Source organism: Methylocystis sp. Uni0008, assembly GCF_056838045.1.
Window position 1 is genome coordinate 371,886 of record NZ_JBXEJH010000002.1, and the last position, 13,453, is coordinate 385,338.

12 protein-coding genes and 1 pseudogene are annotated in these 13,453 nt (G+C 58.6%); 12 read left to right on the plus strand and 1 reads right to left on the minus strand.

Annotated elements, in window-relative coordinates; all coding sequences use genetic code 11:
• The first annotated feature begins 11 nt into the window (after positions 1–11).
• Complete coding sequence (locus AC0X69_RS21650; RefSeq protein WP_482613597.1) at positions 12–1,337, plus strand: hypothetical protein; 1,326 nt, start codon at positions 12–14, stop codon at positions 1,335–1,337.
• Between the two features lie 145 nt (positions 1,338–1,482).
• Here AC0X69_RS21650 and AC0X69_RS21655 read toward each other — a convergent pair whose 3' ends face one another.
• Positions 1,483–1,932 (minus strand): hypothetical protein, encoded by a 450-nt coding sequence (locus tag AC0X69_RS21655; RefSeq protein ID WP_482613858.1) that lies wholly within the window; start codon positions 1,930–1,932, stop codon positions 1,483–1,485.
• Here AC0X69_RS21655 and AC0X69_RS21660 point away from each other — a divergent pair.
• The 11 genes and pseudogenes from AC0X69_RS21660 to AC0X69_RS21715 form a co-directional block, all read left to right on the plus strand.
• Positions 1,883–2,158: a methyltransferase family protein gene (locus AC0X69_RS21660; protein WP_482613839.1), complete on the plus strand. Its 276-nt coding sequence runs from the start codon at positions 1,883–1,885 to the stop codon at positions 2,156–2,158. The two genes, AC0X69_RS21655 and AC0X69_RS21660, sit on opposite strands and share 50 nt — an antisense overlap.
• A gap of 166 nt (positions 2,159–2,324) precedes the next feature.
• A complete protein-coding gene (locus tag AC0X69_RS21665) occupies positions 2,325–3,797 on the plus strand; it encodes an O-antigen ligase family protein (RefSeq protein ID WP_482613599.1) in 1,473 nt (490 codons plus the stop codon).
• Between the two features lie 96 nt (positions 3,798–3,893).
• Positions 3,894–5,116, plus strand: a protein-coding gene (locus AC0X69_RS21670; RefSeq protein WP_482613590.1) for an IS3 family transposase whose coding sequence is annotated in 2 segments (ribosomal slippage) — positions 3,894–4,242 and positions 4,242–5,116 — 1,224 coding nt in all. Because the reading frame shifts where the segments join, the coding sequence is not laid out codon by codon here.
• A 331-nt stretch (positions 5,117–5,447) separates the two neighbouring features.
• Positions 5,448–6,014, plus strand: coding sequence for a transcription termination/antitermination protein NusG (gene nusG / locus AC0X69_RS23465; protein ID WP_510175248.1), 567 nt, complete (start codon positions 5,448–5,450; stop codon positions 6,012–6,014).
• Positions 6,015–6,512: 498 nt separating this feature from the next.
• Complete coding sequence (locus tag AC0X69_RS21685; RefSeq protein WP_482613600.1) at positions 6,513–7,406, plus strand: class I SAM-dependent methyltransferase; 894 nt, start codon at positions 6,513–6,515, stop codon at positions 7,404–7,406.
• A gap of 121 nt (positions 7,407–7,527) precedes the next feature.
• Positions 7,528–9,750 (plus strand): hypothetical protein, encoded by a 2,223-nt coding sequence (locus AC0X69_RS21690; protein ID WP_482613602.1) that lies wholly within the window; start codon positions 7,528–7,530, stop codon positions 9,748–9,750.
• A 179-nt stretch (positions 9,751–9,929) separates the two neighbouring features.
• Complete coding sequence (locus AC0X69_RS21695) at positions 9,930–10,934, plus strand: acyltransferase family protein (protein ID WP_482613604.1); 1,005 nt, start codon at positions 9,930–9,932, stop codon at positions 10,932–10,934.
• 18 nt (positions 10,935–10,952) lie between these two features.
• Positions 10,953–12,029 (plus strand): acyltransferase family protein, encoded by a 1,077-nt coding sequence (locus tag AC0X69_RS21700; protein WP_482613606.1) that lies wholly within the window; start codon positions 10,953–10,955, stop codon positions 12,027–12,029.
• 26 nt (positions 12,030–12,055) lie between these two features.
• On the plus strand, positions 12,056–12,379 hold the full coding sequence (locus AC0X69_RS21705) for a hypothetical protein (RefSeq protein ID WP_482613608.1): 324 nt from the start codon (positions 12,056–12,058) through the stop codon (positions 12,377–12,379).
• A 130-nt stretch (positions 12,380–12,509) separates the two neighbouring features.
• Positions 12,510–13,067: an ISAs1 family transposase gene (locus AC0X69_RS21710; RefSeq protein WP_482613609.1), complete on the plus strand. Its 558-nt coding sequence runs from the start codon at positions 12,510–12,512 to the stop codon at positions 13,065–13,067.
• A 237-nt stretch (positions 13,068–13,304) separates the two neighbouring features.
• A pseudogene (locus AC0X69_RS21715) lies at positions 13,305–13,430 on the plus strand (IS3 family transposase); the annotation flags it as partial.
• Positions 13,431–13,453 lie beyond the last annotated feature (23 nt).

Consider the following 13,453-nt stretch of genomic DNA (forward strand, 5'->3'; position numbering starts at 1 on the left):
GGAGCTTAGAAATGCTCTATTACTGGCCGCTTCGCGCCTATGGCCTTACTTCTGATTTTCAACGCAACTGGCGGTGCGTCGTGATCTTTACAATTCTCGGGCTGGCGCTGTGCTGGCTCGTCATTTCTCATAGCGTCGTCGCTTTTTTATCGACAGCTGCGCCCGAATTGGCGCTCAAGATCCGTGCGGATAATTCACAGTCACTTTTGCGCCTCGTTGAAGATGAACTTCAAACGATCGCTGAAGGTGGCGACGAGACGCCAAATTCGCCTCGCCTGTCGTCGAGCCGAATGAAGGCGCTACGGGAAAATGCGCAGAGAGCCCTCATCGCTACTCCGCTTTCAGCACGCGCCTATCGGGTGCTGGGACAAATCGCTGAGATCGAGGGGTCGGCTCCAAGAGCCGAAAGATTCATGTACGCCGCGGTTCGGCGCTCGCTACGTGAAAGCATTGCCGTCGATTGGATGATGCGTCAAAGCGCCGACCGTAAAAGTCATCAAGCCACCGCTTACTATGCGGATGTTTTGCTGCGATCGACGCCTGGCTTGACTGCCTATGTGACGCCGGTATTGGCGCAGATGGCCGAAGATTCGGCAGGCAAATCCGAAATCAACAAGCTTCTCGCCGCAAATCCGAATTGGCGGCGCGCTTTTTTTAGCCAACTCGGCGCATCGATCACTGATGCGCGCACACCGTTTGACTTGTTCTTGAGCCTCAAAGACTCGTCGGCGCCGCCAACAGCGGACGAATTGAATTCTTATCAATCATTTCTCTTTAAGCATAAACTCTACGATTTGGCTTATAGTGTTTGGCTGCAATTCCTGCCACCTAACGAATTGGCGTCTGCAGGCTTCCTGTTTAATGGCGATTTCGAAAAGAAGCCGTCAGGCTCGCCCTTCGATTGGCAGACGCGCCCAGGCGCGAATGTCCTTATCGACTTCGCATCGCGGCCTCACAACGCTTCGAACCACGCGCTCGTCGTCGATCTCGGACCGGGGCGCGTTGAATTTCACGGCGTATCACAAACCATAATGCTCCCTCCGGGAAACTATGTGTTCAAAGGCACATTGATGGGCGAGATCCATGGGCCGCGGGGCGTTCAATGGAGCGTGAGATGCACGGATGGGATGGCGACTCTTGGTCAGAGCAAAATGATTCTCGGTTCGTTTCCAGATTGGCGCGCCTTTGAATTCGCCCTAGTCGTGCCCGAGAATGGTTGCTCCGCGCAAGTGTTAGAACTTAGACTTTCCGCTCGTTCGCCGTCCGAGAAACTCGTTTTCGGCGCCATTTGGTTTGACGACTTTTCCATCTTGCGGACGGAGACCGCTTCAAACTAACTGCGCCATTGAGATTAGAAATGTCGGTCAAATCAACCGGAAGGGCAGCACCATGCCTCAGAATCATCGTTTTTTGCGTTTTTGGAACCGTGTATGCGCGAAACCGCGAGTGAGTCGCTCGCCTTGCCCGGTGCGCGGCGGCATATCAGCTGACCCCTTTCCTTTTTGGGGCAACAACAATGATTAGTCCCACTATAAGAGCTAAGCTTTTTGATTTGGCAACGGCCGCGCCGCTGATCGTCTGGCTGTGTCTCGGGATAGTCGGATCAGGGTTGAGATTTTCGCGAGAACAATCAGCCCTTGAAATAGGTTCGCAACTCGCCACGATCATATTTTTGGGACTCGTCATCGTTTTTCTTATGATCAGACGGCCGGCCGTCCAGAAGGCGTCCGGAGTAGCGCCGCGGCTGGCCGCGCTCGCCGGATGTGCATTGCCGTCACTCGTCGTTTTTTTGCCTCGCGTCAACGCATCCCCGTCGAACGCCGTCGTTACGTCGGCAATCACCCTTTTAGGCACGATCGTCGCAATTGTTTCGGTACTTTTCTTGGGGCGTTCTTTTAGCGTGTTTCCGCAAGCGCGGCGGCTAGTGACCAATGGCCCCTATGGAATTGTCAGACATCCCCTTTATGTTGCGGAACTTGCGATGGCGATTGCAATCGTTTGGAATGTCGAACGACCATGGCCAATTATGATAATGTGTTTAGCCGGCGGGGTGCAAATCATGCGCATACATTTTGAAGAGCAAATCTTGTCAGAGACGTTTCCATCCTATCGTGAATACGCAAAGCGGACTGCGCGCTTAGTGCCTGGAATATATTGAGTTGGAATGCCCCTCGGGCAACGAGTTCGTGTTCGGAGAATCGGCGTTGCTGGCGGCAAGGGAGGAACATTGACTCTGATGGCTCCAACGATGCCAGCTTCCGTTTCATACCTTGGCCCGCGAGTTCCGGATCATCCGGTCGCGGCGTCGCGGCGGTAATCCGCCTTTGTTCGCTTATCTTTCTGTCTTTGGCCTTTTGTCCTGCCTCCTTCTGGGCGGGGGGGCAAAAGGCGGCCTTATTTCTGATGCTCTACTCCAGCTCCTTTCAATCCCTCTCTTGCTTGCCGCGCTTTGGCGTATTTTGGACGCGCCGCTCAGTCGAGAGGCCCAATGGGCCTTGGCGTTTTGCGGGGCAATCCTCGCCGTCCCTCTCATTCAACTTGTTCCACTGCCTCCGGCGATCTGGACGCATTTACCGAGCCGCGAACTTGCCGCCGAAGCCTATGACCTCATTGGCCACCCCCCTACGTGGGCTACGATCAGCTTAGCTCCCGAAGCGACTTGGCTTGCTGGCCTATCGATTTTGCCAGTTCTAGCGATATTCCTTTCGACTCTGACCCTCGACTGGCACGACCGCAGACGAATGAGTTATGCGCTAATCGCCTTCGCCCTCATCAGCGTCTTTCTCGGCCTCGTTCAGCTCTGGCAGGGACCAACAAGCCCGCTGAGATTTTTTGAGATCACAAACCCAATCGATGCTGTGGGTTTTTTCGCCAACCGCAATCATTTTGCCGCGCTGCTATACAGCGCAATTGTATTCGCGGTGGCGGCTCTCGCGCCGCAGGTTGCAGCATTTTCGCACAGAAATCAAAAACGGGGCGAGAGCGTCGACGTCTCTTCCGCTCTAGTAGCGATCGCAATGGGCGTCGCACTGGTTGCGCTGATCGCCGGTGTAGCGATCGCCCGCTCCCGAGCCGGTATGATTTTGACAGTCGTAGGCTTCTTGTTCGCAGGATTTGCCCTCGGCAGAGAACGCGGTCGCCAGGTCCAAAATTTCCCCTTCGCTTGGGCCGTGGCCGTTATTTTTGTGCTCGCGATCTCCCTTCTCGAACGATCCGTCTTATCAAGACTGCTTGACCGATTTGACGCTGATCCTCTCGCCGACGCCCGGCTTGTCTTTGCAAGAAATACATTGGCAGCTGCGAAGAACGCTATGCCCATCGGGACCGGGCTAGGCAGCTTTACTTACTTCTACGGGACGGTTGAAAAGCCCGCCGATTTGCTAATGGGAGCTTACGCCAACCACACGCACAACGACCTTTTGGAATTATGGCTTGAAATGGGTCTCATTGATCCAGTTTTGCTTGGCGTATTTCTTATCTGGACGGTCGGAAGGGCGGTCGGTGAATGGACCGCAAATCCCAGTCGTCTCCCAGCCGAGCGCACGTTGATCCGGGCGGCAATTTTGGCAATTTTGCTGCTCTTCGGTCATTCGCTTGTCGATTATCCGCTGCGAACCAGCGCTATGATGGGGATCTTTGCTTTCTGCAGCGGCCTACTGCTTGATCCGCTTACGGCATCAGTGACCGCAACAGAAGCCTTTCCAATCGCCGGTCGACAGAGACAGCGAGGCAGGACGGGGAAGCGGTCAGTCTGGGCGGCGTTTACGAAAATCATACAGGCTGTGGGCAGGGGATAGGTTGGCGCGTCGGGAGAGGGGGGTGGAGTGCACCCCGTTTTGACCGGACATCGGGCATAGCCGATAAGGCGTAGGCGTAAGCCTATGAATACGACTATGACCAATGCCCCCGAGACGCCCGTTTCGCGCGTCGAAGTCATCACCTCTGTTCAGCGCCGTCGGCGTTGGAGCGCGGCCGAGAAGGTTCGCCTTGTCGAAGAAGCGTCGCAGCCCGGCATGAGCGTCTCCTGTGTCGCGCGTCGAGCCGGAATCGCCCCGTCTCAGCTCTTTGCCTGGAAGCGCCGCATGGCCGAGGGCGGTCAGGCTGCCGTCGCGGCGGACGAGGATGTGGTCGGCGCCTCGCAGGTCCGCGATCTCGAGAAGAAGGTCCGTGAACTGGAGCGCCTGCTCGGCAAGAAGACGATGGAGGTCGAGATCCTCCGGGAGGCTCTCGACACGGCGCGCGCAAAAAAACCGATCTTGCCGCTCGTGTCGTGGAAGCCGGACGCTTCCCGATGAGCGCCGTCGCCGAAACGCTGGGCGTCGCCCGCTCCAATCTCGCCGCGCGCAAGAAGGGCATGACCAAGCCCCGAGGCCGCTACCACAAGGCCGGGGACGTCGAAATCGCCCCGCTCATCCGCGCCATCGTCGACGAGCGCCCGACCTATGGCTATCGCCGCATCTGCGCGCTGGCGAACCGAAAGTTGCGGGCCGAGGGCAAGCCGCCCGTGAACGCCAAGCGTGTGCTGCGGATCATGCAGAACAACGGCCTGACACTCGAACGACATACCGCGCGCTGGCCGGGCCGCACCCATGACGGCGTCGTCATCGCGCTGCGCTCGAATTGCCGCTGGTGTTCGGATCATCTCGAAATCCGCGCTCGCAACGGCGAGGTCGTGCGCGTGCTGTTCGTCATCGACGCCTGCGATCGCGAGATCATCGCCTGGTCGGCGGTCGCCAATGGCGGGGTCTCGGGCGAGATGGTGCGCGATCTGATGATCGCCGCCGTCGAGCGCCGCTTTGGCGCCTTGAAAGTCCCGCACCGGGTCGAGTGGCTCTCCGACAATGGCAGCGCCTACATCGCCGCCGACACCGCGGATACGGCCCGTGCGCTTGGCCTGACGCTGCTGTTCACGCCCGTGCGCAGCCCCGAAAGCAACGGCATGTCGGAAAGCTTTGTGAAGACGCTCAAACGCGATTACGCGAGGCTTGCCGTCTTGTCAGACGCCGAAACGATCCTTGCCAAACTGCCCGGCTGGATCGAGGATTATTGCGAGGTTCACCCGCACTCAGGCCTGAAGTTCCGATCCCCTCGGGAGTTCATCCGCCTCAGTGCTTAAGCAGCCCCGCCCGATGTCCGGGCAAACGGGGTGCACTCCAGGGGGACTCTTGGGCTGGAAATATCGGACCAATTCTGGCATTCGACGCCTGATATCCTATTCGAGAGCTTACATTTTTTAGCTTCGCTGATCACAATTTCGCCCCGTTTCTAAAGACATTATCGTCATCGATCAGCGCGTAAATGTGAAGCAATAAAGGACTTTCTTTGTGACCTGTCACTCCGCCGTCGTGCTGGACGTCTTTTGGATTGGGCTTTCGGCGCGAGCAAAAAATAAGGCATAGAGTTAGTCGGAAAGCGGATAGAAGCAAAGCAGGTTGACGGGGGGCCGCGTGAATCTCGTAGCTAAACCAACAGATTTCGCCGTTTGGAAAAGTCGGGATGGAAATTTGTCGCTTAAGGCGGGCGAGCGATGGTATGTCGCGCGTTCTCTTCCCAGACAAGAGACGAGAGCCGAGGTTCATCTTCTTCGGCAGGGTTTTCCTGTATTTCTCCCGCGCGCCACGAAAACGGTTCGACATGCGCGGAGATTACGGACGGTGAAAAGCCCTGTTTTCCCCTGCTACATGTTTGTCGTTCTCGACATTGACCGAGATCGATGGCGATCGGTCAATAGCACTAGCGGCGTGGCCAGCTTGATCATGCAGGGAGAAGCGCCGCAAGCGGTCCCTGGCGGCATCGTCGAAAGTCTGCTTCATCTAACCGACGAAGACGGGATGGTTCGGTTTGATGGCGATCTACGACAAGGCCAGCCTGTTCGGGTCGTCGCGGGCCCTTTCGCTAACGCAATCGGCACATTGGAGCGGTTAGACGCCAACGGCCGCGTGCGAGTTCTGCTCGACATTATGAATGGCAAAGTGTCCGCAAAGCTCGACCGCTCCGCGCTCGAAGCGGCTTGAAGCGGCTCGGTCAATTGAAGGTTTCCAAGAGCTGGAGGGTCATGACGTCGCTCGCCCTATTTGGGGATGCCGTCTGTACCATATGAGCTTACTGAAGTTCAACCTCGCGCTGCAAGGCGCGGTGCCGATATCTGAGTGCGCAACGGATGAAGGTGGCCCTTCACCCGAATGGCGGTAGCGTCGAATTAAAAAATGCAAATTTCGAACTATCGTCTTCTGCCCTATCAACTATCGCGTAGGCAAATTGGAATATTCGACTGTTCTAAAGACCTCGCCAAGGGTCTTGTCGCAGGCAGGTTCTATCGTCGGCCGCCGTTACGCCGACCTTCATTGCGCGTCGACTGTGATGGAGAGCTTTCTAACATTTAGTGCTTCAAGAACCGCTGGCGAAACACGTCGGGATGGAAAGATTTTCAGCGCAGATCAATACAGCCGTTTCGCCCGAGTGACGTCACGACGAGGCAGCCGTTTGCGCCTTTGCGTTAGGAGGGGTTCCCAATGTTGGACCACCAAACTGAATGTCCCGTGTGCCATTCGCAGGGGACAACTTTCCCGACTTCAGTAACATTGCAGGCGAGGAGGGCGCATAATTGCTCAATTTGCCACGCCCTATTCCTTCACCCGCCGGGCCACATCGAATATGACAACTCAGGCTGGACGCAGAAGCGGACTTCAGAATGGGGTGACGATACACATCGAGCCAGCCTGCACGCAAATCGCATTCTCGAGTACTGTACCGAAATCCTCCACCGACCAATCCGGCGCGTGCTCGAAGTAGGTTGTGGCTCCGCTTACATGGGTATCGGCTTCCGCAAAGCGGGCGTAGCTTATACAGGCCTTGATGTTGATAAGCATTCGGTTGAATGGGCGCGTGAGCGGGGCCTAGACGTCGACGTGGGATCCGCTGAGGATCTTGATGAGTGGGTCGGGCGGAGGGAGCCATATGATCTTTTATTTTCCTCAAACGTATATGAACACGTGCAAGATCCCGATCGTGCGTTTCACGCGTTGAATGCGTGCCAAGCGGGCCTCATTGCCGTGATCGTTCCCAATCCCGAAGGGTTGATCGCCAGCCTCAAGTCGTCCACACTGATCCGTTTTCTGTCCTCGCTGCTGTCCCGGAACAGGTCCACGATTTGGTCGCTCGATGGAACGTGGCACAACATCGCTTACCGGCAGGCAACGCTCCATTTCCTGGCACAACGCCACGGACTGACAGTGATAAGACTCGAAAGCTTGGGCATCAATCACCCTGTGTGGGGGTTCGTGCAGCCTAATCGATCGACGCTCTACCGAATGGCTGAAAAAGTTGAGGACATCTTTGGCCGACGCACAATGCTGCTCATGATCGCCACTCCCAGCCGCGTGTCGACAGCGGCTCAGCCGGTGTGAGGATTTGCGGTCGCAGGCGCGAGCTGATGCAGCATACATCGACAGATCAACTAAGGTGCTGCTTCGTCAGCGTCCCGTGCCTTCATCGGAAGTAAACGCTGCAGAGAGACAGGACGGAGTTATGGCACCGCCATTTCCGGTCGCCAACTGGTGGCTGTTGCTCTTACCTCGCCTTGGCGTCTGGGCCGCCCGGTACGACGGCGCGGTCTGTGTTTCACGAACCAACGGTCAGAGCGGTGCGCACGACGTGACGCTCAAAGTCACGCCCAATCTTTTACAAAAGTATGGTGTAGCCGCTGTTGGCGTGTGGGCGCTGCTTCTCCTTTCGAGTTTGTCCGTTGCCGGGGAGCGGCTCCGGAATGTCGCGCTCGGGCGTCCGTACGTCTTGTCGACGGCGCCAAACTATGCGGACATGAACGCCGAGGCGGCGACCATCCTTACCGACGGCACCCCCGGCTCGGGCTGGTTCTGGCGCAACGGCACGGCGCTAGGATGGTCGTGGCGCTCGCCGGTCACCGTCAGGATCGGACTGGAGTCGTCGGCAGCTATTGAACTCGTTCGCGTTCACGTCGGTGCGAAGCGCAGCGGAGAGGCCTTTTTCCCATCACAGATTCACGTTTATGGGAGCGATGGCTCGGGGCTCTTCGAGCACTTGGGCGCGACAGCGATACAGCATGACGACGACAGCCCGAGCACCGGCGTTTTGCGGGCGTTCGACGTCCGCTTTTTGCCGCGGCTTGCGAAGCAGATTGTCGTTGTCATATTCGCGCGCGGCGCTTTCATCTGGCTTACCGAGATAGAAGCTTTGGAGAGCCCGGACACCGCTCCGGCGGCGTTAAGAGGCGAATTGGCGGAGGGCGAACAGCTGGTGGCGGACGCGGCGCAGCGGCGCCGTAGCGCGATCGCGTCTGCCGCCCTCCCGGCGCCGATTGGCCCGGACATCGCACGGCGCTGGGCCATGCCGCTGCCCAAAGGGCAGGGTGCCGCCTCCAATTGCGCCATCGGCCGCATCGAACCCTGGCCCGATCGACCCGACGAGTGGACGGTTGTGGCCAACGACGCGACATTGATCGCATTGAACAGGGGGCGCGATTACGCTGCGTTCCGCATCGTCAACGGAACCAATCGGGAGCGGAAGGTTAGTGTCAACGCTCACTCTGCGAGCGCCGTCGTGACTGACTGGAGCGCACTGGCGCATGTCCAGGCGCTTGATATGAGCTGGGTTCCGGACGTCGTCGTACCGTTCTCCGGCGCAATGTTGCCGCCGAACTCGTCCATGGTTGTCCTAGCGGAGGTGACGGGGGAGACGGCCGGCGCGTCGAGTGTCAACCTCGAGGTCGTCTGCGGCGATGACGCGCTTTCAATTGAGCCGCGCGTTAAGATAGTCAAGCCGAAAGCGAATATGTCGCTGATCCACGGCACGCAGTGGGTATACCTGCACCAGAACGAGCAAGCGCAGATCGCCAGCGCGCTGGCTTGCGATCCTGGCGTTCTCGAACGCTACGGTGTCGACACTGCCGTGATCCATCCAGACGCACTTCTTGACGACGGACGCGGTCGACCCGACTCGCTGTTATCCCGTTATTTCAAATCGTTCCGGAACACTCGACGCCTGCTGCTCGGCATGGACGTAAAGACGAGACCGTGGGCCTTCAAGAAGTTGCCGGAGGCGGACGCTGTGAATTCGCTGGCGGCTTGGTGGGAATGGGTCCAGCGCGTCGCGCGGGCGGAAGGCGCGACTGGCGAATTGGTTCTCTACCCAATAGATGAGCCACAGCCCGACGACGTCGCTTTGCTACTCAGAACCCGCGAGCTCTTGCGGAAAGCCGGCGTGGTCGCGGCCATTTTTGCGACCGTCGAGTCCAAATCGGCGGCGATGCTCAAGTCACTCGACATCATCCAGCTGCATCGGCCCACCGACGAACTCCGGGCGAATTTCGAGGGCCCGGAGGTGCAAGGCTACGACACCCGTCATGACGGACGGCGGCTCTCTGTCAACGGCTACTATAGAGCGCAAGGTTGGCAAGCCTTTGCGCTCAACCTCGAAGGCGTGGGGGTCTGGGCGATGTGGGACACGACCGGCCTTGACAATCCTGCGAGCGGCTGGAACCCGTTTCAAGGCGCGCGCGAGCGCGATTTCGGCCTTCTCTATCAGGCCCCCGACGGCTGTGGCTGGCCTAGCCGGCGGTTGCTCGCTTGGCGCCGCGGGATTGAGGAAAACCAATTACTGCGTATCTGCACCGGCGGCGAGCCGATGGCGCGCGTCGCGCGCGGCGCCGCAGTCGATGGAAGCAGTGCGGCTCGTCGACGCGCGCTGGAGACGACCGTAGAAAGGTGCAATTGATGGCCGTTTGGGGATTAGAACGGCGAATGTCGTCGCATCCGGCGTCCAGCTGGGTAAGCCAGTCGTTACTCCGCATTCAAACGCGTCGACGCCTCTTCTTCGAGCAGGCACGCTCCCCGGCCAGGTCAGTGAACGGTTTCGGGGGCTTACGCTTGCTACTGGCACTGGCCGTCTTGTGGATGCACTATGAGAAGCTGATTTTCGGCCACCCGACGGGAAGCATCTTGGAGCCGTTCGAGATCGGCACGTTAGCCGTACTCACTTTTTTCGTAATTTCCGGCTTTGTGATCACAAACGCGATAGATGTACACTATGCGCGGCGCGCCGGCGCATTTCTGATTAATCGATTGAACCGCATCGCGCCGACGTTTCTCGCCGTGCTCGTTTTTTCCTTTGCGGTGCTGGCGTTGTTTGCCGCCTTTGGCGTTCTCAGCGACCATGAGGGCAGGCCCGCCTCCGCGAACGCCATTACGCTGACAAACCTTGGAAAAAATATCATTGAGATCATTCCGTTAGGGAACAAGTTGATTTCGCCGGATTACAAGTTCGTGCCGATCGCGTGGGCGGTGCGCACGGAAATCATGTTCTACCTTGTCGCAGCAGCTTGCTGCTTCGCGGCTTCCCTGCTTAACAAGAGTTTTGGCCTCGTCGCATTTTGTGTTGGAGTGGCGTTTCTCTTGCTCGGAGGGATTGAGATCGGGACGGGAGTCCTCAGATTCCCGACCTTTCGTATGGTGCCGCACTTCGTCTTAGGCGCGGCGGTGTATTTCCTGCTCAAGTCGCCGTCTCGGCCAGTTGCTCTGCTGGTCGCCGCCGCGGGGGCTGAAATCGTGCTGGAGATGTTCGGACATCGGCCATTCCACGAGACCGCTGGTTTCGCCAGAAATATTTCTGGGCAGGCGCTGGCTCTTGCCGCCACTCTAGCCATTTTCGCCGCGCTGGCCTGGTGGGGACCGCGCCGCTCGTATGTGAGTAATCTGTGCGGCGAGCTCTCGTATCCTCTTTATCTCGCGCATATCCTTCCGCTCCACATCGCAGTCTCTCTGGGGGCGCTGTCGTCGCCGTCGTGGGGCTGGTGGTTGGCCACGACAACGGGTGCCGTCATCCTGTCAGTTCTCCTGGTATTTTTCGTCGAACGCCCCATTGCGGCGCTGAGGGCGCGGATTCGCGCCTGCGCAATATAACGAAGCTGAGCCCCCGTGATGGCGTCCCTCGAGCACCGCGCCAACAATTTCGATTTGATCCGCCTCGCCGCGGCGACGCAGGTGGCGGTTTTGCACGTATGCGAGCAGCTCCAAGTGCCCGCCGGCTGGTTGCAGAGCGCGCTGCATATCTTCCCGGGCGTGCCGATCTTCTTCGTAGTCTCGGGGTTCCTTGTCGCGCGCTCATTTGAGCGCCATCCTTCGCTCGTCGTGTTCTATCGCAATCGCGTGCTACGGGTATTTCCGGGTCTGTGGATTTGCCTTGTGGTCTCGATCGGGCTTGCGGCGCTGTTCGTGCAACTGCCCTGGAAATCCGGCGAGTTCGCGGTGTGGGTCGCCGCGCAGGCGAGCTTCGCGCAGTTTTACAACCCCGACTTCCTGCGCGGATTCGGCGTCGGCGTATTGAACGGCAGCCTGTGGACGATACCCGTCGAACTGCAATTTTACGCAATGTTGCCACTAATCTATGTCCTGGTTCGGCGGCGAGGGAACGGTGCCCTCATCGTCGCAGCCCTCGTAGGGCTCGCCGCAAACGCATTGTTCCTGGGCCAACTTTATGGGGCGCGCACGCTCCTCGCCAAGCTCACGCAGGTTTCAATCTTGCCTTGGCTCGGCCTGTTCCTGCTCGGCGTGCTCGCGCAACGTTTCTGGGATCGCATCGGGTGGCTGTTCCGTGGAAAGGCGCTGCCGTGGTTCATAGGGTATATTGCGAGCGCCATTACGCTCGGTCTGTTGACGGAGTGGAAAATCGGAGGCAACGCGATCAACACGATTTCGGCGATAGGGCTTGCCGGTTTGGTGCTCGCCGTGTCTCATACGCGTAGCGAGCTGAGCGCACGGCTGCTTCGCGGCAACGACGTAAGTTACGGCCTCTATCTTTATCACGGGCCGATCCTGAACGCCTTCATCGCTTTCGATGCGGGACTCGCGCCAACCGCGGGCGCGATGATCGTTCTTCTGGCCTCGGCGACCGCATCCGTACTTTCATGGCTCTTCGTGGAGCGACGGGCGCTGTTATTTAAGAGAGCGGAGTGGGCTGGCCGTTCGGCGCGAGCAACCCCCGCATTTAACGAATGAGAGACAGTCGAGCAAGCGACGATTGGTTGGCCAACGTCGTCGCAAGGTTGGTGGCTGCCATTTGCGTGTTGAACTTGAACGGCGTCATCAGCATGGTCTTCGATGTCGGCCAAGTGGCGTCGATCGCTCTGCTTGCCGGCGCTGCGGTGCTCATCGCCAAGCGCGGGAACATGGCGAAGTCGACCCCACTTATTCTGCTCGAGGCCGCGGTCGTCGCTTACCTGGCCCTGGCTACGCTATTCTTCGATCCCATTGGGGCCAGCTCTCCCCCCGAGAAGTTCTATCAAACCTCAGGGCTGTTCATGTCTGGACGGCGACCCTTAATCAAGGGATTTTTGGAGGTGATATGACGGTCTCGGGTGCGAGCGGCGGGCAGGGCTGTTTAGTTCTCTGATCCTCTGATCTTTGATCGCGATTTTGAGATTCCGTCCTGCGGAAATGTCTGAATCTATAGGCGACAACCCGAATCGGAGGTTGTCGATGCAGACGTCGCTGCTGGAGATTTTGCGCGAGATACCGGACCATCGTCGCAGCGAGGGCAAGCGGTTCGAGCTTGCGACCGGGCTGCTTTACGCGATCCTCGCCATCGTCGCCGGCGCCAATTCCTATCGGCAGATGCACGAGTTTATCCGCGTATATCTGCAAAGGCTCAACGAGGCGTTCGGTCTGGAGTTGCCCTATTCGCCGTCCTACTCCGGTCTGCGGCTGAACCTGCAAGGCGTCGACCTCCCGGCGCTGGAGGCGGTGTTTCGACGCCACGCCGCGAACTTCCCGGCGGCGCTCGACAAGGCGGGGCTGACGGTGATCGCCGTCGACGGCAAAACGCTGCGCGGCAGTTTCGACGCCTTCGCCGATCGCAAGGCCGCGCATATGATGTCGGCGCTGCGCCACGCCGACCAAATTGTGCTCGCGTATGTGATGGTGGCGGAAAAGAGCAATGAAATTCTAACGGTGCCCGAACTGATCGAGGCTTTGGGGCTGCAGGATTGCCTGTTCACGCTTGATGCGGAGCATTGCCAAGATTGTTCGAACGGGTGATCGCGTCGGGCAATCATCTGCTGAAGCAAGTGAAAGACAATCAACCGAAGCTGCGCGAGCGGCTCGCACTCGGCGCGAGCCGCAAGCCGATCGGCTTTGCGCGGAGCCAAACGAAAGGCCGGAATCGGTAGGAAAGGCGCGAACTGACGGTCTTTCCCGCCAAGGCGTGGTTCCGACATACGCCATGGAAGCCGCTGATCAAAACCGTGCTACCGCTGGAGCGCACGGTCTGCCGGCGCCACGCTCCAATGGGTCGACTGGTTCAACAACAAGAGGCTGCTGGAGCCGATCGGAAACATTCCACCGGCCGAAGCCGAAGCGCGCTACAATGCGCAGATCGAGGAACCCGCATTGGCGGCGTGACTCAAACGAAACAGCCTCCGGCA

Bases quoted from the DNA above. Each gene is read 5' to 3' on its own strand.
- AC0X69_RS21650 (WP_482613597.1), top strand. From the start codon at position 12: ATGCTCTATTACTGGCCGCTTCGCGCCTATGGCCTTACTTCTGATTTT.
- AC0X69_RS21685 (WP_482613600.1), top strand. From the start codon at position 6,513: ATGTTGGACCACCAAACTGAATGTCCCGTGTGCCATTCGCAGGGGACA.
- AC0X69_RS21690 (WP_482613602.1), top strand. From the start codon at position 7,528: ATGGCACCGCCATTTCCGGTCGCCAACTGGTGGCTGTTGCTCTTACCT.
- AC0X69_RS21695 (WP_482613604.1), top strand. From the start codon at position 9,930: ATGCACTATGAGAAGCTGATTTTCGGCCACCCGACGGGAAGCATCTTG.
- AC0X69_RS21700 (WP_482613606.1), top strand. From the start codon at position 10,953: ATGGCGTCCCTCGAGCACCGCGCCAACAATTTCGATTTGATCCGCCTC.
- AC0X69_RS21710 (WP_482613609.1), top strand. From the start codon at position 12,510: ATGCAGACGTCGCTGCTGGAGATTTTGCGCGAGATACCGGACCATCGT.